We start from the raw sequence: 21,386 nt of genomic DNA, 5'->3' as shown, positions 1-21,386 counted from the left end.
TCTAGTCCCTCAAGGATGCTTGGAATCGCTGTTTCAATGCTGCTACACAGTGACTCACTGTTGCAGCAATCTCATCTTCTTCCAGTGTATGCTCGATATCCTGCAAGATTATGCTAATAGCGAGGCTTTTATAACCCTCTGCTACTCCCTTACCACAATACACGTCAAATAAGTTTATGCCAACTATTTGATTTCCGCCAACTTTCTTACATTCAGCTAAAATATCTTCTGCAGCAACATCATTCGGAACAACTACAGCGATATCTCTACGATTCGAAGGGTAACGCGAAACTGCTTTTGCTTGTGGTAAACTACGGTTTGCAATTGCATTCCAACGTATTTCGAATACTACCGTACGACCGTTTAAATCAAGTTTGCGTTCAAGCTCTGGATGAACAACACCAATACAGCCAATATATTCATTTCTCAGATAAATCCCAGCACTTTGTCCCGGATGAAGTGCCGAATGATTAGCTGCTTTAAATGTAATTTCATCTAGCTGGCCTGTCAATTCCAGAATTGATTCAATATTACCTTTCAAATCAAAGAAATCAACAGTTTGCTTCTCTAAAGTCCAATGTTCTTCATAACGGTTGCCCGCGATCACACCAGCCAACATAAGTTCCTGACGTATTCCATATTCTGCTTGATTATCAGGAACAAAACGCAGACCTGCTTCAAATAACCTAACTCTAGATTGTTGACGGTTCTGATTATAAACAGTCGTAGTCAATAATCCGGTCAGGAGAGACAGTCTCATTGCTGACATATCAGATGAAATTGGATTAGGTAGAATGAGTGCTTCTTCATTCGGGTGTAATAGCGCCTGAACCTTTGGATCAACAAAGCTATAGGTAATTGCTTCTTGGAAGCCATTATCTACCAGCATTGTTTTTACGCGTTTTAATGGCAGATTTGCTTCTCGATGATTGGTCATGATCAAATCGGCACGTAGTGGTACGTCAGGAATATTGTTGTAACCATAAATACGAGCAACTTCTTCAATCAGGTCTTCTTCGATTTGAACATCGAAACGCCATGAAGGAACAGTGGCTAACCAACCATCATTTTCAACAGAAACGGTGAAACCTAAACGAGTTAATGAATCAAGAACTTGTGCATCATCAATCACGTGACCTAATAAGCGGTCTAATTTTTTACGTGTCAACTTAACAGGTGCAATAGTAGGTAAATGTGCATTATTGGTCACATCAATCACTTCACCCACTTCACCACCACAAATTTCTAATAGTAGTTTAGTTGCACGTTCCATCGCATTGTATTGAAGCGCTGAATCAACACCACGCTCAAAACGGTGAGATGCATCCGTATGTAAGCCATAACGACGTGCACGGCCTGTAATCGATAATGGTGAGAAGAACGCACATTCTAAAAAGACATTCTGGGTTGCATCATTGATGCCAGATGACTCGCCACCAAAAATACCAGCCATACCTAATGCCTGTTTTTCGTCAGCAATGACTAACACATCATCTTTTAATGTAATTTCATTGCCATCAAGTAATGTGAGTTTTTCACCTTCTTTACCCATGCGAACAACAACAGCACCTTCAACACGGTCAAGATCAAACGCGTGTAGCGGTTGTCCCATTTCGAGTAAAATTAAGTTAGTAATATCAACAATAGGATCGATAGAACGAATGCCACCACGACGTAATTTTTCTTGCATCCATAAAGGCGTTTTTGCTTTCACATTTATATTTGTGAAAACACGACCTAAATAACGAGGGCATGCTTCTGGTGCTTCAACGTGAACAGGAAAGGTTGCTGAAGATGTAGCCATAACAGGCGACATATCAGGTACTTGGCATTCCATTTTATTAAGAACTGCGATATCACGTGCAACACCCATAATACCCAAGCAATCAGCACGGTTAGGTGTAATGCTAATCTCTATCGTATTATCATTTAATTTTAGATATTCGCGAATATCCATACCAATAGGTGCATCAACAGGTAATTCAATAATACCTTCATGATTTTCTGAAATAGCTAATTCAGAAAATGAACACAACATTCCTTCTGATGGTTCACCACGTAACTTAGCTGCTTTAATTTTAAAATCGCCTGGTAATACTGCACCTACTGTTGCTACAGCTACTTTCAGACCTTGACGGCAATTAGGTGCACCACAAACGATGTCTAATAATCTATCGCCACCTACGTTGACTTTTGTAACACGTAATTTATCAGCATTTGGATGTTGTTCACATTCAACAACTTCACCGACAAATACACCGTGAAAATCACCGGCAACAGCGTCAACGCCATCAACTTCAAGGCCAGCCATTGTTAACTGTTCAGAAAGTTCTTCGCTACTAATCGCTGGGTTTACCCACTCACGTAACCAAAGTTCACTGAATTTCATGAGATAATCCCACCTTATTTAAACTGTTTGAGGAAACGAAGATCGTTTTCGAAGAATGATCGCAAGTCGGTGACACCGTAACGCAACATAGTTAAACGTTCCATACCCATACCAAACGCAAAACCTGAATAGACTTCAGGATCGATACCTACATTACGCAACACATTTGGATGAACCATACCGCAACCCAACACTTCTAACCATTTACCATTTTTACCCATCACATCAACTTCAGCTGAAGGCTCTGTAAATGGGAAATAGGAAGGGCGGAAACGAATTTCCATATCTTCTTCAAAGAAGTTTTTTAAGAAGTCGTGCAGTGTTCCTTTTAAATTAGTAAAGCTAATGTCTTTATCAACAATTAAGCCTTCAATTTGGTGGAACATTGGTGTGTGCGTCTGGTCGTAGTCATTACGATATACACGACCAGGTGCAATAATGCGAATAGGAGGCTGTTTATCTTGCATAGTACGAATTTGTACACCAGAAGTTTGTGTACGCAATAAACGTTTTGCATCAAACCAGAAAGTATCGTGATCGGCTCTTGCAGGGTGGTGAGCTGGAATATTTAATGCATCAAAGTTATGATAATCATCTTCAATTTCAGGGCCTGATTCTACAGAAAACCCTAGTTCACCAAAGAAGGTTTCAATACGCTCAATAGTTCGGGTAACTGGGTGTAACCCCCCATTTTCAATACGACGACCAGGTAAAGAAACATCGATTTTTTCAGCAGATAAACGTTCGTTTAACAATGCCGATTCCATCTCTTCTTTACGAGCATTCAGCGCTTGCTGAACCTCTTGTTTAACCTGATTAATAACGGCCCCTGCAGCTGGACGCTCTTCAGCAGGTAAGTCGCGCAGCGTGGACATCTGAAGCGTTAAATGACCTTTTTTCCCCAAGTATTCAACACGAACCGAATCCAGCGCAGCAACATCCTGTGCCTCTTCGATAGCTGCTTTAGCTTGAGCAACGAGTTCAGCGAGATGTGGCATCGTTTCCTCTTCCTTTGACCTGATGAGGTCTATTAGTTGTTATCAATGGTGACGAATAAAATTGCCCTTTTTGGTTTCTAACCCTGTATTGAGATCTGAAAACAAAAAAGCCTCCATAGTGGAGGCTCTGGCGCTACTTTTCGTTTCTTCTCTTACGCGCAAAAGCCCCTTAATTTAGGCGCTAAAGTAAAAAAAGAAGCGGAAAAAAGCGATAATTAACATGAGTAATATCTCTTAAAGTATTAACTTATTGAATTTGTATCATTAAGCCACAAATATAGACAAAATAAAAGAGGGAGAAAACTCCCTCTTCCATTGACTTAATAAATAATTAAGCCAGAGCACCTTTCGCTTTTTCAACTAAAGCAGCAAATGCTACTTTGTCGAATACAGCGATGTCAGCCAGAATCTTACGGTCGATTTCAATGGATGCTTTTTTCAGACCATTGATGAAACGGCTATAAGACATACCGTTCTGACGAGCTGCTGCGTTGATACGCGCAATCCACAGCTGACGGAACTGACGTTTTTTCTGACGACGGTCACGGTACGCATATTGACCAGCTTTGATAACAGCCTGGAAAGCTACACGATATACACGTGAACGTGCACCGTAATAACCTTTAGCTTGCTTTAAAATCTTCTTGTGACGAGCACGGGCAACAACGCCGCGTTTAGCACGAGCCATATTAAACTCCTAATGTCTATATTCTGTTAAAAAGTGATACTTATGCGTACGGTAAGCAAGCTACGACCAGACCTAAATCTCCTTTAGAGACCATGCCTTTTGGACGTAAATGACGTTTACGCTTAGTTGATTTTTTAGTCAGAATGTGACGGAGGTTAGCATGTTTACGCTTAAAGCCACCACCAGCAGTTTTTTTAAAGCGCTTAGCTGCGCCGCGTACTGTTTTAATCTTTGGCATTTCTATAATCCACTTCGCATTGTTAATAACATAAAATAATGAGGCGAATAGCAATCAGCCATTAAAGGCTGACGCTATTACTTGAATTGCCCGACTATTTCTTCTTCGGCGCAAGCACCATGATCATCTGGCGACCTTCAATCCGGTTAGGGAATGATTCAACAGTTACCAGTTCATCCAAATCGGTACGGATACGGTTAAGCATTTCCATACCAATTTGTTGGTGAGCCATTTCACGACCGCGAAAACGCAGTGTGACTTTGGCTTTATCGCCATCTTCAAGAAAGCGAATCAGGTTGCGTAGTTTGACCTGATAGTCACCTTCATCTGTACCAGGACGGAATTTAATTTCCTTGACCTGAATAACTTTTTGTTTCTTTTTCTGTTCTTTGAGAGTCTTACTTTTCTCATAGAGGAATTTGCCGTAGTCCATAATACGACAAACCGGCGGCTCGGCATTAGGACTAATTTCCACTAAATCAGCACCTGCTTCCTCGGCTTTCTCAAGAGCCTCTTTCAGACTAACAACTCCAATCTGCTCGCCATCTAAACCTGTTAAACGAACTTCATGGGCGCGAATCTCACCATTGATGCGATTCTGACGCGTTGATTGAATTCTTTTTCCGCCTTTAATACCTTATTCCTCCAACTGATGAAGACTTCTGCTTCTAATTTCTTGCAGAAGCTTTTCTTTAAATTCGTTAACGTCAATACTGCCAAGGTCTTTTCCTCGGCGAGTACGAACCGCCACTTTGCCTGATTCGACTTCTTTATCACCACAGACAAGCATGTACGGAACACGACGTAGAGTATGTTCACGAATTTTAAAGCCAATCTTCTCATTTCTCAAGTCTGCTTTTGCACGAATTCCGGCATCTTGCAATTCTTTGACGAGTTTTTGTACATAATCAGCCTGTCCATCCGTGATATTCATCACGACAACCTGCTGTGGTGCTAACCAAGTTGGGAAGAATCCTGCGTATTCTTCTGTCAGAATACCAATAAAACGCTCTAAGGATCCTAGCACTGCTCGGTGTAACATAACAGGTACTTTACGCTCGTTGTTTTCGGCAACATAAGATGCGCCTAAACGACCTGGTAGTGAGAAGTCTAATTGTACTGTACCACACTGCCATGCACGATCTAAACAATCGTAAAGTGTAAATTCTATTTTAGGGCCATAAAACGCCCCTTCGCCTGGCTGATATTCAAATTCAATATTGTTATCAGTTAAGGCTTTTGCTAAGTCTGCTTCTGCAACATCCCATAATGCATCTTCACCGATACGTTTTTCGGGGCGAGTAGACAGCTTAACTACGATTTTTTCAAATCCGAAAGTAGAATATACATCATAAATCAATTTGATGCAGTCATTTACTTCACTTAAAATTTGTTCTTCTGTACAGAAGATGTGCGCATCGTCTTGTGTAAAGCCACGGACACGCATTAAACCGTGTAATGCACCTGAAGGTTCATTACGGTGGCAACTACCGAATTCAGCCATACGTAATGGTAAATCACGGTAAGAACGTAAACCTTGTTTAAAAATTTGTACGTGACCTGGGCAGTTCATTGGCTTGATACAATATTCACGATTCTCAGAAGATGTCGTGAACATATTTTCTTTGTAGTTTTCCCAGTGACCTGTTTTTTCCCAAAGAACACGATCCATCATAAATGGACCTTTCACTTCTTGGTAATCATATTCTTTTAATTTACAACGTACAAATGTTTCTAGCTCACGGAAAATAGTCCAGCCATCATTATGCCAGAAAGCCATACCCGGCGCTTCTTCTTGCATATGATACAAATCAAGCTGTTTACCAATTTTACGGTGGTCACGTTTTGCTGCTTCTTCTAAGCGATCTAAGTATGCTTTTAGCTGTTTTTTATCAGCCCAGGCAGTACCATAAATGCGTTGTAGCATTTTATTATCGCTGTTACCGCGCCAATATGCACCTGCAATTTTCTGTAACTTAAAGTTATGACAGAAACGCATATTTGGCACATGAGGTCCACGGCACATATCAACATATTCTTGGTGATGATAAAGACCTGGCTGTGAATCTTGACTGATATTTTCATCAAGAATAGCGACTTTATAATCTTCACCGCGAGAAACAAATGTTTCACGAGCTTCAGCCCAGCTTACGGATTTTTTAATAACATCGTAATCTGTTTTCGCCAACTCTAGCATGCGTTTTTCTAGAGTTTCTAAATCTTCCTGTGTTAGAGAATGGTCTAAATCCACATCGTAGTAGAAACCATTTTCGATAACAGGACCAATCGCCATTTTAGTTTGTGGCCATAATTGTTTAATGGCATGCCCTAATAAGTGAGCACAAGAGTGACGAATAATTTCAAGACCGTCATCGTCTTTTGCGGTAATAATTGCCAGATTTGAATCGTGTTCGATTAATTCACAGGCATCTACCAGTTCACCATTAACACGGCCTGCGATACATGCTTTTGCAAGCCCAGGGCCGATATCTGCAGCGACATCCATGACAGAAACTGCATTTTCAAATTGACGTTGGCTTCCGTCAGGAAGAGTAATAATTGGCATTTAAAATCCTTATTTACAGTGGTGACCCATACGCAAGATCACTTGTAAGCTTTTTATTTCATCTATATTCAGTACGTTACGACAATTTCTCACTTTACCTCGCGAGGTTTGCACACAGTGGTATATCTATTCATTATATAAATATCCATAGCATCACTGAGCCTTATCGCAACTCAGGGGGGATATTATCACAGACAGTGAAGATTTATACATTTATCTGCCTCTATTTCTCCAAGAAAACACGAAATAAAATCGCAACAATATCTTACTCATCACATTGTATTAATTGGTTTGATACCCTTTTCTCTATCTCTTTTTTATCATCTCTATTTTCGATGACATGATTATATTCAAGATGTCGGAGCAAATAACTAAAGCAGGTTTTTTCTTTGCCATGATCATCCGCCAAGTAATTATATCCATTACATTTATAATCGCTTGTATTCACTAGATTATTATCCAATAACGCTAGAATTAATTTCTGACTTCCATTACTAAAAATAAAGGTATTTATATCAAAGGGCATTATCCCTTCATCACAACCAGATGCGGATAATGTTGATGTATCCATAAGAATTTGAGTAAAGAGTTCAGGATTTTTCTTTCCTTCATCAATAACATATTTGATGTCATCTTCAATAATTGCAAAACCTAATTTAATAAAAGGATCATTCTTATCAAGATACTTTTCAAGATATTGTGCATATTTTAATCGGTGATTCCTTAATGCATATATAAACTCTTTTCGATCAAAAATAATATAGCTTTTGAATTCAGGACGCTGTTGGAGAATATAATCAATCTTTTTCGCATAATCATCAAAGGAGCCTGTATACATTAATCCTTCTTGAAAAGTTTGTATTATGGTATTACCAAGTTCCTTTTTCTCCTTTTCAGGAAGAGTGCTATAAAATTTCTCATCGATAAATAAATCAACAACATTTTCATTCCATTCTGCTATTGAGAATTCATTGTCAAACAATGGGTAATTAGTCAGTTTATAAAATAGAGCGAGTGATGCTGTCTTCTTATTTTGTTTTACACATTCAGTTAAAAACCAGAGTGATTTTTTATCAAATGTTTTTATCAAAGCTTTGTTATAAAAAAAATCGACTTCAATGCTATAAGGATCAGGGCAACTCCCTTTCCAAATTTTATCTAATGCTTCTAAGTCACCTTTTTGTAAAAGCTGAATAACTCTCTCTTTTTTATCTCCCATCATTTTTTGTGGAAAATAACTTACATTATAAGCTAAAAATGACAATATGAAGGCTATCCAATAGCCCACTATTTTGGGGTTTCTTTTTCTGACAATATGAAGATAAATAAAAGGGAGACAGAAAAATAACAAGCCTAAAAAAACAAATTGAGGTTCATTACTCTTAATAAAATCGAGTTCACCTGTTGAAATTAAAGTAGCATTAAAATAGAAAACTATATTAATTAGTATTAAAATCAAAGAGAATAAGATGGATTTTTTTAGTGGCAGTTGGATATATTTAAATGCAAATATCACAACAAAAAAATAATAAACAGGTGCTAAATATAAAATAGCCATTGCAATAAAAACGACAGTCATTATAAAAACAGCAATTTCACCACTCATAAGCATCCTTATTTTTCATTACACAAATATACTTAATTAATATATTTATTATTTTCCTATCATTTGCATAATCATATTATAGTGTGAATTTTTCATTATTCTGTGTTCCTCTTCGTAATTTCCATTATAGGTAATACTTATTATTTAAACTATAAACATAGATACATCAATCATCAAAAATATACTTATCACTTTGCAATTTATAACTAGTTTCATTACCATCAGTACCCATCAAGCGGAAACCGTGGCTTTAAAAATAACATTCTCTGGGGCGGGCCAGAACCTTCATTGTTAACATAAAGGTGTATAACGTGTTTTATCTAAAGCCCCGCCCTCGTAAGTTGGTTTATGCTATAACCTTTGAAACTCTCGCGATTTTATTAAGCACTGTTTTGCTGGCAATATTAAGCCAAAGCCAATCACATAATTCACTGCCCGTTGCAATCGCTGTTTCTGTTATCGCCTTGATTTGGAATTATATTTTTAATTCTTTCTTTGAATTTTTTGAGTTAAAACTAAACATAGAAAAACGTACAATTATGATACGCCTTATCCATGCGATTAGCTTCGAATTAGGTCTGTTCTTCTTTACCATTCCACTTTATATGTGGTGGTATAATGTAGGCTTTATCAAAGCAATAAGTATGGAAATCACCATATTAGTATTCTTCTTTATCTATACCTATTTATTTACGTTAGCTTTCGATAAATTATGTCCTCGCGTTTACCCAGTAGAAAATAAAACAATGTAATACGTCAATCTTGTCGATACTCTGTAGGGCTTTTATTAAAATATTGGCGAAATGCCTGACTAAATGCCGAATGTGAATCATACCCTACCGCTAGAGCAATGTTCTCAATATTTGTAGGTGTATATTTTAATAATTCCGCAGCTTTGCTCAGCCTTTGTTGAACCACATATTGCATGACAGTCATTCCCAACTCTGCTTTCATTTTACGCTGTAACGTACTGGCTGACGTATTAAAAGCTAAGGCAATATCATGTGTTGTTAATGGTGTATGTAATTTATTTAATAACCAAGCATCAAGACTATCACGCCAACTTTTTTGTATTTTTATTTGAGCAAGTAGAAGACGTGTAATAGTTGAATATTGTTCAGGAGATTGAGGATATTGATGTAACCACTCTAATAACCCAATAGCAGACGGTGATAATGTAAACTGCCCCCCTTTCTCACTCAATTGCCATTGTGAGGTCACAGGTAATTCTAAAATAAGATTTTTATTATCTTTATTGCCAGAAAAAGCATGGTTGATAGTGGGAGGAATAATTAAATAATTTTGATTAGAAATAAGAAATTCTTCCCGATTGAAATTAACTTCCATTGAACCTGAGAGTCCAAAAATAATCTGCCATAAATTATCATGCTGATGAGATACCGTCTCTTGTGTATAACATCGCAAGTGTAATTGAGGTAATAGCAAAAGACACGCCTCCGTTTCCATGCTCTATTTGATTAATACTATATCAAAACGCAACAGAACATTACCATCAAAGAGTGTCTTATCAAGAGGCTTATTATATTACTGCTTCTCGTTATAAACTGAATTACCCATACGTTTAAGCTAAACGCGAACCATTTGGTAAAGGCAAATTAAATTCAGCCAATACAATTGCTCCTGTTTCATCAGGGGCTCCTGTAATTAAAACTTCAGATTTTATACCTGCAATGCGTTTAACTGGGAAATTACACACACATAAAATACGACGACCAACAAGTTCTTCGGGTGTGTAATTTACCGTAATTTGAGCACTTGAACGCTTTATGCCTAATTCGCCCAAATCGACTTCCATAACATAAGCTGGTTTATTAGCTTTCTTATTTATTTCTGCGCTAATAATCGTTCCTACTCTCATTTCTACACGTAGAAAATCATCCCATTCAATTAAATCTGTCATCTTTTTACCAATTTATTGTGTTTACGGTCATATCTCTATTACTGGATTATAGATTAACACGCATTATGCTGGCTCACCTGTGGTGAAACTGTCATTCTCTGTTGAGAAAGAATCACTCACACTCTTTTTTCTCTATTTTCATCATTCTGAATTTTGCCTACTTTTTAATAACCGTTTAAATAACCATATCAATTCATAAATTTGTTATGTATAAAAAGTATTCTTAAGAAACGCACTTTTATTAACAGCCTCAGAGAATATTAATTATGAAAAAAATAACAGAATGGATAACGCTGGAAGGAAAACTTGTTCGCCTAGTGCCTCTGAGCATGGAACACTACTCAGATTTACATGAATTAATTCAAAAAGATAGGCCTGATAAACTTTGGTATACCACAGTGCCTTCAACAACAGAATTACAACATGATATTGAACATAAACTTCAATTACAGCAAAAGGGCTTAATGTTGCCTTTTACTATCATTTCTCAATCGACTAATCGCGTTGTTGGTATAACGACCTTTATGAATATTGATAACCAAACACCAAGGCTGGAAATTGGTTCAACGTGGTATGCTAAACAAGTCCAGAGAACAGGTATCAATACTGAAGTTAAATATCTATTACTAAAATATGCACTAGAAGATTTGCAATGTATTGCCGTTGAATTTCGTACCCACATATTAAATCAAATAAGCCGTAAAGCAATTGAACGCCTAGGTGCAAAACTCGATGGTATTTTACGCAACCACAGATTAACAACTGATGGGCAAAAACGAGATACTTGTATATATAGTATTACTGATTACGACTGGGGCTCTATAAAAATACATTTAGAGTGGCTAATGAAGAAATACCAATAAACATTGAGATTATTATCTGTAAAAATAACTTTTTTGCTGTTTAATTTGTTATCATAATTGCTCCTTAATTACCTGTTATTAGGAGCCTTTATATTCCATGCAATCTGCTTACCAGTTTTTTCAGGCTATCGGTCTTGGTCTTATTTTACTTTTGCCTTTAACCAATCCCTTAACGACGGTTGCACTTTGGCTTGGTCTTTCAGGAAATATGACCAAAGAGCAGCGTAATCAACAATCTTTAATGGCATGTATCTATATTTTTCTCATTATGACTATCGCGTTTTATGCGGGTCGCGTCATAATGACAACTTTTGGGATTTCTATTCCCGGTCTTCGTATTGCGGGTGGGATGATAGTGGCCTTTATTGGTTTTAGCATGCTATTTCCTAATACTCCGAATGTGGATGACCCTCTTTCTGAAGATAATAATCCCCATCGAAATCCTAAAGAACCTAATATTGCCTTTGTTCCTTTGGCAATGCCTAGTACCGCAGGGCCCGGAACTATAGCAATGATAATCAGTACAGCAGCATCCATACCTTCGCGTACTGACATTGCACAATGGGTATTATATATTGCACCAATAACCACATTCTTTTTAATCAGTATTATTGTTTGGCTATCACTTCGTGGCTCTACCAAAATTATGAAATATTTAGGTCACAGCGGTATTGATGCTATTTCTCGTGTTATGGGATTCTTATTAATCTGTATGGGTGTCCAATTTATGATCAACGGCGTACTTGAAATTATTGCTGATTTACCTGCTTTATTAAAACAAGCCCAAGCGGTCGCTAATTTACCTGATTAATTATCGCCTGCGTGGTAAGCCGCCCTGACTTTTGCTAAATAACGTGGTGCTTGAGATGCTGGATGATTTTTTTCAACATAACGATAAAAATCATCCGCACTCATTGAGTTAATTTTAGCAATCGCATTATTTCTATCTTTATCAAACGTTCTTAACAACGCACCCGCACCATTTACATAAGCAAGGATCGTCGCATAATAAAGTGTTTCGGGGTTCATAATCCCTTCAAGATGACGCTCTCTTAGTAATTGAATATAAGCTGTTCCTAAATCAATATTGATTGCGGGATCTTTTAATTGTGAAGTTGTTGGTTGCCCTGCCTTTCCTCTATTTTGATAAACATCCCTTCCTGCTGTTGATGCTTTAATTTGCATTAATCCAACCGCATTTGATTTACTAATCACTTCGGGCCTAAAGTTAGATTCAACTTGGATAATCGCTTTTATCAATGTTTCATCAACGTCATAACGGTTTGAGGCTTGTTGTATATGGTTATCAAAGGGTGTTGATTTCCATTGTGCCGTTGAAATTGAAGCATTATTAATGCGGCTTTCCGTTGGTTTTTGACTTAAAAATCGAGAGTTCTCTTTTTGAATAGGTTGACGAGCATGATCAGCACAACCCGCAAGAAGCAAAATGGCCAAAGAAAAGATGATTTTTACTTTCACGTTTAATCCTTTTGCATAAATAGTTACACATAAAACACATTCACTATATATATCAATCAATTGTAATAACAAGGCGTTATTTTAGTATGAAAATACATGCTAAAATATGACAAAGCATGACAGATAAATCAATATATTACAGCTTTTAGTGAGTGTGTTTTATCTTAAATTACTCCATCTGTAGTGGTTTAATAAATTTGGCCACCTGAATAGAGGTGAATAGTCCAATGGAGCGCTTCTTTAGGGGCCTGAAGAACGAGTGGGTACCAGTGACTGGCTACATAAACTTTAGTGATGCTGTCCATGCAATAACGGACTATATCGTCGGGTATTACAGCGTACACAGACCTCACGAATATAACGGAGGGTTATCACCAAACGAATCTGAAAAGAGATACTAGAAAAACTCTAAAATGATGGCCAGTTTTAGTTGACCACTACAAACGATTCAATGCGGGTGAACGGTACCGGTGAGAGCGACCCCTCACCGACTTCGTAATGACATTTGCTATCTTATTTTTTTATGAACAACAAATAACAGCGCAAGCAAAATTGGGGTGCCCAGATATACATAAGCCATCGTGTTTTGGTGGTAGGTGCGTAAATCCTCTACAAAAGCACGCCAAACGGTAATAAGTTCATTATCTCCCATCACCATGTAGTTGTATGTAAAGCTTAAACTAAACCCAAAATCAAAGACGGCCAATCCTAAATAAAATATTAAAACCAACAGGATGATCAAAAACCATCTTAAAAACGTTCTATTTATCATAAGTGCTACCTAATACACCACCACCCATTTCACCGCCATCATAGCTCGTAGCCTTTCCACCAACATTGGCGGAAGAAGTGGCAAATTCAAAAAAATGAACCAACCCACCTTTATCTAATGGCGTTAAATTATCAATGTTTGGATACTGTTTATGAAATTCACTCGTAACTTCAATGACATCAAGCTTATTAAAATTATTTTTCTTACCTTCCAAAAAACTCTGAAATGAAAGGGGCACCGTGAACGCCTCTTCTCGCTCGATCGGATACTGTGTTCTTATTGGGGTATAACTCTCTTCAAATATCCGTGTGCCAGATTGCTTCAACCCTTTTACTGTATGAGTTGTGCAATTATTACCTGAGACATCATAAACATCTATAGACCTTCCGTTTCTACGAGTCAACTCACCTGCTTTTTCAGGGAGGTTAGGGGGGCTGCCTGATTTCCAAAGGTTATTAAAATAGGTTTCTGTTTTGTCTGTGTCCGCATCTGTTATTTTAAAAACCCTTGCATTCGTTATATATAACTCATCTCTGATGTATTTTCGAGCATCCTCACCGGTCATATATAAAAGTATTCCATCACCCGTTAAAGTTAATGGTCCAGGTGTTCCGTAGCGACCATATGAATATAATGAAACTTTATTATTTTTGTGGATTGTTATAAATGAATGGCCTGAGCCAAATGTTTCCGTCCACACAAACACTCCATCATAGAGCAAGTTATCTGAAATCCTGCATTCACCAATTAAAGGTGCTGGCGTTACGGGGTTGATCAGACTGCCAAAGCTGGTTCCCTGTGAAGGTGCTGATGCTGCTGGGGCTTGAGTTGCAAAACGACTTGGCTGCGCTTGTGCAGGTCCACTATGAGCAATAACCTTATTAGAACCTGTCGGACAGCCACATTGTACCATTGAGTCATGTACGGCTTGAAGTTTCCCATGATTTAAAAAACCTTGCTGCCCAGAAACAACGGTACCTGCCTGTCCACATTTTGGGCAATTTGTTGTCGGATCACCCACTCTTAAGGCTTTTTTATTAAAACAAGTGACCGTTTCGATGGTTGCGATACAAGTTGCTCCAGTCGTGGTCTTGTCTCCATTTAGCGCCATTGCTTTACCCATAATGATGGGCCTTACTCCAGACATAACACCTACAATGTGTGATATGGCAGTTCTATATAATTACTTAATGAAGATAACTCATTAATGTTAGCTGTTAATCTAACTAGAAACAATCTAATCATTACCGCTAACCAACTTCCAAATCCACCGTTACTTAGAATTTCGCCGCTCATCCACCCCATGATTTACTGGGTAAGGCCATCATTCATAGCCGGTCAACTTTTATCGGAGAAAGCCATGAGCATTAAAGAAAAAAATCTGGAATTACTGTACAACGCCTGGCTGTCCCGTTCGGTATCCTGGGAGTTCGACAGTGAGGATGAGCGGAAGGCTCAATGCCGTAATTGGGCTAAATCGTCTTTAGAAAGCATCACGGATGCCGAAGAGTTTGACCAGGATGAAGCTGATTACATCCTAGATGACGAGCTCACGCTCTGGACTGAATAACTTCGCCTAACCCCTTCGTCACCGGACGGTCTGATGTGACAATGAAGGGGTAAACAAATCAAACAGGCAAATCGTTAATAGGTAGCCAACCGCAACTTTATTGCAGTAATTAAACTAGGTGATTTGATGATTTGCGGTGGCTATATACGAAAAAAGCCGCACTAGGCGACTTACTTAATAGATGTTTGATTGAGGTTAGGCAGCGCTTATTGTTTCTATGTACCCTTGCTTTTTTAATAAAAGCATTTGATTATTGTTAATTGTGCCGCCTTGATAAATCGAATATGCGATTCTAATTAAGAATATAAACCCAGTAAGATCCGCATTTCCAGTCATTTCCGCAACAGCTCTTGCCCAGTAAGATAAAGTTATAATTATAATACCGACAAATAACCACAGGATAAAACCACCCCACATTTTTCTATAGAGATACACCCAAAACCCAAAGAAAAATGCAGTCCATGAAAAGCCATTCTTAACTACAACAATGCTACTATTATTTTTAAATGTTATATATTTAAGATTTTTATTCATTAAATCAGGCATAGGTTATTTCTTACTTAAGTTAAATCTTATTAATAGAATACAGTAGAAAACATACCATCATGCCAATTTTTATTAAACCACTACATACAAAGAAAAATTAAATGATCGAGATTTGAAAGAAAAAACACTTGCTGATTATTCATCAAGAATAAATCTGATTAAGCTAAATTTTGAAGATAAAGATATTACCGAAATAACAGCAAGAGATATTGCGCATTTTATTTCTGAATACCCTAAAAAATCGATGGCAAAGCTACTAAGGCTAACACTGTCTGATGCTTTTAATGAGGCGATTGCTGATGGCGTGTTAACAATAAATCTTGTATCTGTTACAAGGTCACCGAAAACTAGTGTTCAAAGGTCAAGATTGTCGCTAGAAGAATTTAACTATGCACTGAATAACATCAGAAAGAAATATCGCTTGTTATTTTTGTTATCAATACTGACAGCACAGCGCATTGGTGATATTACAACAATGAGGTGGGATGATATTAAAAATGATCGACTGTATATTACACAAATAAAAACGGGCGCAAAGATAGCAATACCCCTTGATTTAAGGCTAAACACCATTGGCTACTCATTACGAGAGGTTCTTGATTGCATTGATAAAACAAAAGAAACTATTTGTGATGTAAGTAAAGCCACTTTGCGTAATCGTTTCTCAGGGGCGCTTCCGGATAGTGAGAACAAAACTACATTTCATGAGATCAGAAGCTTGTCAGCTAGACTATATGAAGAAGAAAAAAGCGCTGAGTTTGCACAAAAAATACTAGGTCATAAATCAATGCAAATGACTGATAAGTATCTAGATGATAGAGGTAATGGCTATACCGAATTGTGAGCTAATAATGAGCTTTTGTGAGTATTGAAAATTAACCCATTGATATGTAATAAAGAATATTTAAATCACCTTTTGCATAAATAGTTACGATCTATTGTTAATTTTTGTGACAAAACCCGACAATCTACTTAACATTTATTGGAATACATGGTGTTATCTTATTTCTCATCGTTATCAAATGAAGCTTTTGCACAGAGATAACTTGACTTTTTTGAAATGATATTGATAATCATTATCAATTGAGAAAATAACTCGGCAACTATAAGGCAATAATAATATGGATATATTCCGCTCTGTAAATAAATTTTCACTTACGGTTTTATGTCTTATGACATCCGTATTTTTATTAACACCTGCACAAGCAAAAGATAAACTTAAAGTGGTCACCACTTTTACTATTATTCAAGATATCGCTCAGAATGTAGCCGGAGATGCCGCAATTGTCGAGTCAATTACAAAACCCGGCGCGGAAATTCACGATTATCAACCGACACCAAAAGATATTGTAAAAGCCCAAAAGGCTGATCTTATTTTATGGAATGGCTTAAACCTTGAACGCTGGTTCGAGCGTTTTTTTAATGAGTTACGTAATGTTCCTGCGGTTGTGGTAACAGATGGCATAACACCAATGGCGATTAGTGAAGGCGCTTACAAAAATAATCCAAATCCACACGCGTGGATGTCACCGAATAACGCATTAATTTATATTGAAAATATCCGCAAAGCACTGGTTGAACACGATCCTGATAATGCAGCAATTTATAACCAAAATGCCGCAAATTACGCAGAAAAAATTAAACAACTTGATGCGCCATTAAGAGAAAGATTAGCGCGTATTCCACAGCAAGATCGCTGGCTTGTTACTAGTGAAGGTGCATTCAGCTATTTAACGAATGACTATGGTTTCAAAGAAGTGTATTTATGGCCAATCAATGCTGAAGAACAAGGTACACCACAACAAGTTAAATATGTCATTGATACCGTAAGAAAACACAATATTCCTGTCGTATTCAGTGAGAGTACAATTTCAGATAAACCCGCTAAACAAGTCAGTAAAGAAACTGGCGCAAAATACGGTGGCGTCCTTTATGTTGATTCACTTTCTGCTGAAGGTGGCGAAGTTCCAACTTACATTGATTTAATTACTATCACTGTAGACACAATTGCGAAAGGATTTGGGCAATGAGTAAAATAAAAGCGAATCCAACGTTGACAGTTGATAATGCCACTGTCACCTATAACAATGGTCATACCGCCATTTTTGATGCGAGTTTCTCTATCACGGGTGGCACTATTTGTGCTCTCGTGGGCATTAATGGTAGTGGTAAATCGACTCTGTTTAAGACCATTATGGGACTGGTAAAACCCTCTAAAGGTACCGTGACATTAAACGATAATCCTATCCAACAAGCGTTAAAGCAAAATATGATTGCCTATGTCCCACAAACAGAAGAAGTTGACTGGAATTTTCCTGTTCTCGTTTCTGATGTTGTGATGATGGGCCGTTATGGAAAAATGGGGTTTTTTCGTATTCCCTCAAAACACGACCATGAAGTTGTTGAAGCATCGCTAGAACGTGTTGGCTTATCAGGATTAGGTCATCGTCAAATTGGTGAGCTTTCAGGAGGTCAGAAAAAACGTGTTTTTTTGGCACGAGCAATGGCACAAGAAGGAACGGTTTTATTACTTGATGAACCGTTTACAGGTGTAGATGTTAAAACAGAAAACGCCATCATTGAACTATTGCGTAATCTGCGCGAAGAAGGTCATTTAGTTTTAGTATCAACCCACAACTTAGGAAGTGTACCTGAGTTTTGTGACCATGTTATTTTAATCAATAGAACCGTATTAGACAGTGGTCCAACAGAAACAACCTTTACACAAAAGAATTTAGAACACGCCTTTGGTGGTGTGCTTCGTCATATTAGCTTATCAGGTTCTGATCTTCATGATGATGATGATCCACGTTCACTCACCGTTATTACAGATGATGAACGCGCTGCAGTCTTCTATGGTCACCAAGAAGAACATACACCAGCGCACCAAAGCCAGCGCAAACAAGGAGATTAGCCATGCTAGATTTACTCCTACAACCCTTTGAATATAACTATATGGTGAAAGCTATCTGGGTAAGTGCCTTAGTGGGTGCTGTCTGCGCATTTCTTTCATCCTACCTCATTTTAAAAGGTTGGTCATTAATGGGAGATGCCCTTTCCCACTCTGTTGTTCCTGGTGTTGCGGGGGCTTATATTTTAGGTCTGCCTTATGCTGTCGGTGCTTTTTTTACTGGCTTACTTGCCGCATTATCAATGACATTTATTCGCCATATCACTCGCCTTCGTGAAGATGCAGTGATCGGTTTTATTTTCTCTACTTTTTTTGCCTTTGGTTTGTTACTGGTTTCGCTTAAGCCGACGGCTGTCAACGTTCAGACCATCATTCTCGGAAATATTTTAGGCATTGCAGATGAAGATGTCTGGCAAGTGGTTATTATTACAGGCGTTTCTTTTCTAGTCTTATTTTGTATCTGGAAAGATCTGCTCGTTGTTTTCTTTGATGAAGTCCATGCAAGATCCATCGGTTTATCACCTTTAAAATTAAAAATTATCTTTTTTACACTATTAAGTGCATGTACTGTTGCTGCGCTTCAAACTGTAGGTGCCATTCTTGTTATTGCTATGGTTGTCACACCTGGCGCAACAGCTTATTTACTCACAGACCAATTTAAACGACTCGCTATTATTGCTATCTGTATTGGTACAACCACCAGTGCCGTAGGTGCTTACCTTAGCTACTTTTTTAATGGTGCAACTGGTGGCGTTATTGTCACCATGCAAACCGCACTATTTTTATTAGCATTCTTATTTGCCCCTAAACACGGCATGTTAGCAGCACGTCGTCGCGCACGCCAAAGCTCACAACAGTTAATCACGCAATCTCATCAGCATAAAGACGAAATAAAGCAAGAAGAGGTGAAACTATGAATGAGCTAATCGAGTTTTTTATTGAACCTTTTCAATATCCTTTTATGCAACGAGCCATTATTGCAGCAGTCATTATTGGTATCGCCTGTGCTATTTTATCTTGCTATATGGTATTAAAAGGTTGGTCATTAATGGGAGATGCTATCTCTCATGCCGTTTTACCTGGTGTCGTACTCGCTTATGTTACGGCCATTCCATTAATAGTTGGCGCCTTTCTTTCAGGGTTATTTTGTTCTTTTGCAACGGGCTATTTAAAAGAGCACAGCCGCATTAAAGAAGATACTGTGATGGGTATTGTATTTTCAGGTATGTTTGCCGTAGGTTTAGTCATTTTTGCAAGCGTTGATACTGACCAACATTTAATGCATATTTTATTTGGTAATATTTTAGGTATTACACCTGATGTATTAACTCAAATTAGTATTATCTGTTTAATCACCATCACTATCATGCTTGTTAAGCAAAAAGATTTTATGCTTTATTGCTTCGATCCTAATCAAGCAAGAATTGTTGGTTTACCTGTCACATTATTACATTATGGATTGCTCTCTATTTTAGCATTAACTATTGTTGCCTCAATGCAAGCTGTCGGAATTATTCTCGTTGTTGCAATGCTTATTTCACCGGGGATCACCGCATACTTATTAACACGTCGATTTTCTCGGATGATACTGCTTGCCGTTATATTTTCTGTCGCATCAAGTGTTATTGGTACATTTATAAGTTTCCATATTGATGGTGCAACAGGCCCATGTATTGTGCTAACTCAAGCTATGTTCTTTATTATTGCGTTACTCTGTAATCAGATTAAATTAGCGAAAATAAAGCGACAAACAAAACCCGCGAATGCCTGATAATATCCTTTATCTTTGCAAAAACGGGATAATCATCCCGTTTTTTAGCTTTATACTTTATTGATTTAATTAAAGTGTTATTGTCATAGTATAAACATCGCTCGTTATTATTTTATTTGGGTCTACTAAGTAAACAACTTTGCGAGGTGTAAGTATGTGGCAGAATGTAGGTCGTTTACTAGAATCAAACTTAGGTTTTTCAGCAAAGATAGTCGAAAAAACTCATCTTTCTAGTGGTGATATTCATCATACGTGGAAAATTCATTATGGTGATACGCCAATCTTTGTAAAATCTAATTTACGTGAGTTTCTGCCTAATTTTAAAAATGAGGCAGAACAACTCGACATGTTGGCAAAAAGCCAAACCATTCGTACTCCACGTGTTCTCGGTATTGGAAATAGCAAAGATACTAGCTTCCTTCTCCTTGAATTTTTACCCATTCAACCCTTTACACCTCATAGCGCCTATTGTTTTGGCCAGCAGCTAGCACGACTTCATCAATGGGAAGAGCAACCCAGTTACGGTTTCGATTTTGATACACAAATAGATACAACGCCTCAATTGAATGGTTGGGAAAAACGTTGGAATCATTTTTACTCTGAAAAGCGTATCGGATTTCAACTGCAACTTGCATCAGAAAAAGGAATGGTTTTTGGTGATATTGATGAAATTACTCAAATTATCAATCACCGTCTTGCTGACCATAACCCACAACCCTCCTTGCTTCATGGTAATTTATGGCCTAAAAACTGTGCTGCTATTGGTCAATCAGAAGGAACTGTATTTGATCCGGCTTGTTATTGGGGGGACAGAGAGTGTGATATTGCCATGTTACCACTTTGTACTGCAGTGCCGGCAAATATTTTTGATGGTTACCAAAGTGTTTGGCCTTTATCTGATAAATTTCTATCGCGCCAACCCATTTATCAGCTCTATTTTTTCCTTAATCGCTGTAATTTATTTGGTGGAGAAGATAATTATCTTGAAGTTAGAAAAATTATCGATGAACTATTAGCATCATCCTAATAAAAAATAGAGAAATACATGTACTTTATCTCTAAAAAACT

23 protein-coding genes, 1 pseudogene and 1 other annotated feature are annotated in these 21,386 nt (G+C 37.7%); of the genes and pseudogenes, 11 read left to right on the top strand and 13 right to left on the bottom strand.

The features are described 5' to 3' along the window. Position 1: 1 nt before the first annotated feature. From pheT to INT04_RS02130, 7 genes are all read right to left on the bottom strand, one after another. Positions 2-2,389 carry a phenylalanine--tRNA ligase subunit beta gene (pheT, locus tag INT04_RS02160; protein ID WP_193014490.1) on the bottom strand — a complete coding sequence of 796 codons (2,388 nt, stop codon included), beginning with the start codon at positions 2,387-2,389 and terminating at the stop codon, positions 2-4. A 14-nt stretch (positions 2,390-2,403) separates the two neighbouring features. Then, positions 2,404-3,387: a phenylalanine--tRNA ligase subunit alpha gene (gene pheS, locus INT04_RS02155; protein WP_193014489.1), complete on the bottom strand. Its 984-nt coding sequence runs from the start codon at positions 3,385-3,387 to the stop codon at positions 2,404-2,406. Between the two features lie 100 nt (positions 3,388-3,487). Then, positions 3,488-3,610: a sequence feature (Phe leader region), on the bottom strand. Positions 3,611-3,718: 108 nt separating this feature from the next. Continuing rightward, positions 3,719-4,075: a 50S ribosomal protein L20 gene (gene rplT, locus INT04_RS02150; protein WP_036937406.1), complete on the bottom strand. Its 357-nt coding sequence runs from the start codon at positions 4,073-4,075 to the stop codon at positions 3,719-3,721. Positions 4,076-4,115: 40 nt separating this feature from the next. Next, complete coding sequence (rpmI, locus tag INT04_RS02145) at positions 4,116-4,313, bottom strand: 50S ribosomal protein L35 (protein WP_004263702.1); 198 nt, start codon at positions 4,311-4,313, stop codon at positions 4,116-4,118. Positions 4,314-4,407: 94 nt separating this feature from the next. Further along, complete coding sequence (infC, locus tag INT04_RS02140; protein WP_193014608.1) at positions 4,408-4,947, bottom strand: translation initiation factor IF-3; 540 nt, start codon at positions 4,945-4,947, stop codon at positions 4,408-4,410. A gap of 3 nt (positions 4,948-4,950) precedes the next feature. Next, positions 4,951-6,879: a threonine--tRNA ligase gene (gene thrS / locus INT04_RS02135; RefSeq protein WP_193014488.1), complete on the bottom strand. Its 1,929-nt coding sequence runs from the start codon at positions 6,877-6,879 to the stop codon at positions 4,951-4,953. Between the two features lie 265 nt (positions 6,880-7,144). Then, complete coding sequence (locus tag INT04_RS02130) at positions 7,145-8,485, bottom strand: hypothetical protein (RefSeq protein WP_193014487.1); 1,341 nt, start codon at positions 8,483-8,485, stop codon at positions 7,145-7,147. A gap of 311 nt (positions 8,486-8,796) precedes the next feature. Between INT04_RS02130 and INT04_RS02125 the strand changes: the two genes are divergently transcribed. Then, positions 8,797-9,237: a PACE efflux transporter gene (locus INT04_RS02125; protein WP_193014486.1), complete on the top strand. Its 441-nt coding sequence runs from the start codon at positions 8,797-8,799 to the stop codon at positions 9,235-9,237. A 4-nt stretch (positions 9,238-9,241) separates the two neighbouring features. Here INT04_RS02125 and INT04_RS02120 read toward each other — a convergent pair whose 3' ends face one another. Beyond that, positions 9,242-9,931, bottom strand: coding sequence for an AraC family transcriptional regulator (locus tag INT04_RS02120; RefSeq protein ID WP_193014485.1), 690 nt, complete (start codon positions 9,929-9,931; stop codon positions 9,242-9,244). 136 nt (positions 9,932-10,067) lie between these two features. Further along, positions 10,068-10,406 (bottom strand): tRNA-binding protein, encoded by a 339-nt coding sequence (locus INT04_RS02115; RefSeq protein WP_088495790.1) that lies wholly within the window; start codon positions 10,404-10,406, stop codon positions 10,068-10,070. A 266-nt stretch (positions 10,407-10,672) separates the two neighbouring features. On the opposite strand from INT04_RS02115, the gene INT04_RS02110 reads away from it, so the two are divergent. Continuing rightward, the gene (locus INT04_RS02110; RefSeq protein WP_193014484.1) at positions 10,673-11,269 is read left to right on the top strand and encodes a GNAT family N-acetyltransferase; all 597 of its coding nucleotides are present in this window, start codon (positions 10,673-10,675) and stop codon (positions 11,267-11,269) included. Between the two features lie 97 nt (positions 11,270-11,366). Beyond that, positions 11,367-12,080, top strand: a complete 714-nt coding sequence (locus tag INT04_RS02105) for a MarC family NAAT transporter (protein WP_193014483.1) — start codon at positions 11,367-11,369, stop codon at positions 12,078-12,080. Here INT04_RS02105 and INT04_RS02100 read toward each other — a convergent pair. Further along, positions 12,077-12,748, bottom strand: a complete 672-nt coding sequence (locus tag INT04_RS02100; RefSeq protein ID WP_193014482.1) for a transglycosylase SLT domain-containing protein — start codon at positions 12,746-12,748, stop codon at positions 12,077-12,079. The genes INT04_RS02105 and INT04_RS02100 overlap by 4 nt on opposite strands. A gap of 218 nt (positions 12,749-12,966) precedes the next feature. Between INT04_RS02100 and INT04_RS02095 the strand changes: the two are divergent. After that, positions 12,967-13,149 (top strand): annotated as a pseudogene (locus INT04_RS02095) (IS3 family transposase); the annotation flags it as partial. Between the two features lie 107 nt (positions 13,150-13,256). Here INT04_RS02095 and INT04_RS02090 read toward each other — a convergent pair. Beyond that, positions 13,257-13,520 carry a hypothetical protein gene (locus INT04_RS02090; protein ID WP_193014481.1) on the bottom strand — a complete coding sequence of 88 codons (264 nt, stop codon included), beginning with the start codon at positions 13,518-13,520 and terminating at the stop codon, positions 13,257-13,259. Further along, a complete protein-coding gene (locus INT04_RS02085; RefSeq protein WP_226893917.1) occupies positions 13,510-14,643 on the bottom strand; it encodes a PAAR domain-containing protein in 1,134 nt (377 codons plus the stop codon). The genes INT04_RS02090 and INT04_RS02085 overlap by 11 nt, the downstream gene beginning before the upstream one ends. Before the next feature lie 237 nt (positions 14,644-14,880). Between INT04_RS02085 and INT04_RS02080 the strand changes: the two genes are divergently transcribed. Beyond that, on the top strand, positions 14,881-15,090 hold the full coding sequence (locus INT04_RS02080; protein ID WP_193014479.1) for a hypothetical protein: 210 nt from the start codon (positions 14,881-14,883) through the stop codon (positions 15,088-15,090). Between the two features lie 195 nt (positions 15,091-15,285). On the opposite strand, the gene INT04_RS02075 is transcribed toward INT04_RS02080, so the two are convergent. Next, a complete protein-coding gene (locus tag INT04_RS02075; protein WP_226893916.1) occupies positions 15,286-15,636 on the bottom strand; it encodes a DUF2628 domain-containing protein in 351 nt (116 codons plus the stop codon). Positions 15,637-15,748: 112 nt separating this feature from the next. Here INT04_RS02075 and INT04_RS02070 point away from each other — a divergent pair, with 112 nt between their 5' ends. From INT04_RS02070 to INT04_RS02045, 6 genes are all read left to right on the top strand, one after another. Then, positions 15,749-16,480 carry a tyrosine-type recombinase/integrase gene (locus INT04_RS02070; RefSeq protein ID WP_193014478.1) on the top strand — a complete coding sequence of 244 codons (732 nt, stop codon included), beginning with the start codon at positions 15,749-15,751 and terminating at the stop codon, positions 16,478-16,480. A gap of 328 nt (positions 16,481-16,808) precedes the next feature. Continuing rightward, positions 16,809-17,666 carry a metal ABC transporter substrate-binding protein gene (locus tag INT04_RS02065; protein WP_226893915.1) on the top strand — a complete coding sequence of 286 codons (858 nt, stop codon included), beginning with the start codon at positions 16,809-16,811 and terminating at the stop codon, positions 17,664-17,666. Then, positions 17,663-18,550, top strand: a complete 888-nt coding sequence (locus INT04_RS02060; protein ID WP_193014476.1) for a manganese/iron ABC transporter ATP-binding protein — start codon at positions 17,663-17,665, stop codon at positions 18,548-18,550. The genes INT04_RS02065 and INT04_RS02060 overlap by 4 nt, the downstream gene beginning before the upstream one ends. Positions 18,551-18,552: 2 nt before the next feature. Then, entirely contained in the window at positions 18,553-19,464 is a 912-nt protein-coding gene (locus tag INT04_RS02055; RefSeq protein WP_193014475.1) for a metal ABC transporter permease, read from the top strand. Beyond that, on the top strand, positions 19,461-20,318 hold the full coding sequence (locus INT04_RS02050; protein WP_193014474.1) for a metal ABC transporter permease: 858 nt from the start codon (positions 19,461-19,463) through the stop codon (positions 20,316-20,318). The genes INT04_RS02055 and INT04_RS02050 overlap by 4 nt, the downstream gene beginning before the upstream one ends. 154 nt (positions 20,319-20,472) lie before the next feature. Beyond that, positions 20,473-21,345: a fructosamine kinase family protein gene (locus tag INT04_RS02045; RefSeq protein ID WP_193014473.1), complete on the top strand. Its 873-nt coding sequence runs from the start codon at positions 20,473-20,475 to the stop codon at positions 21,343-21,345. Positions 21,346-21,386: the final 41 nt, after the last annotated feature.

The organism is Proteus sp. FME41, from assembly GCF_014897315.1.
Lineage (GTDB): Bacteria > Pseudomonadota > Gammaproteobacteria > Enterobacterales > Enterobacteriaceae > Proteus.
The sequence above is the reverse complement of the archived record's forward strand: the minus strand, read 5'-3'. Positions and strand labels throughout refer to the sequence as shown.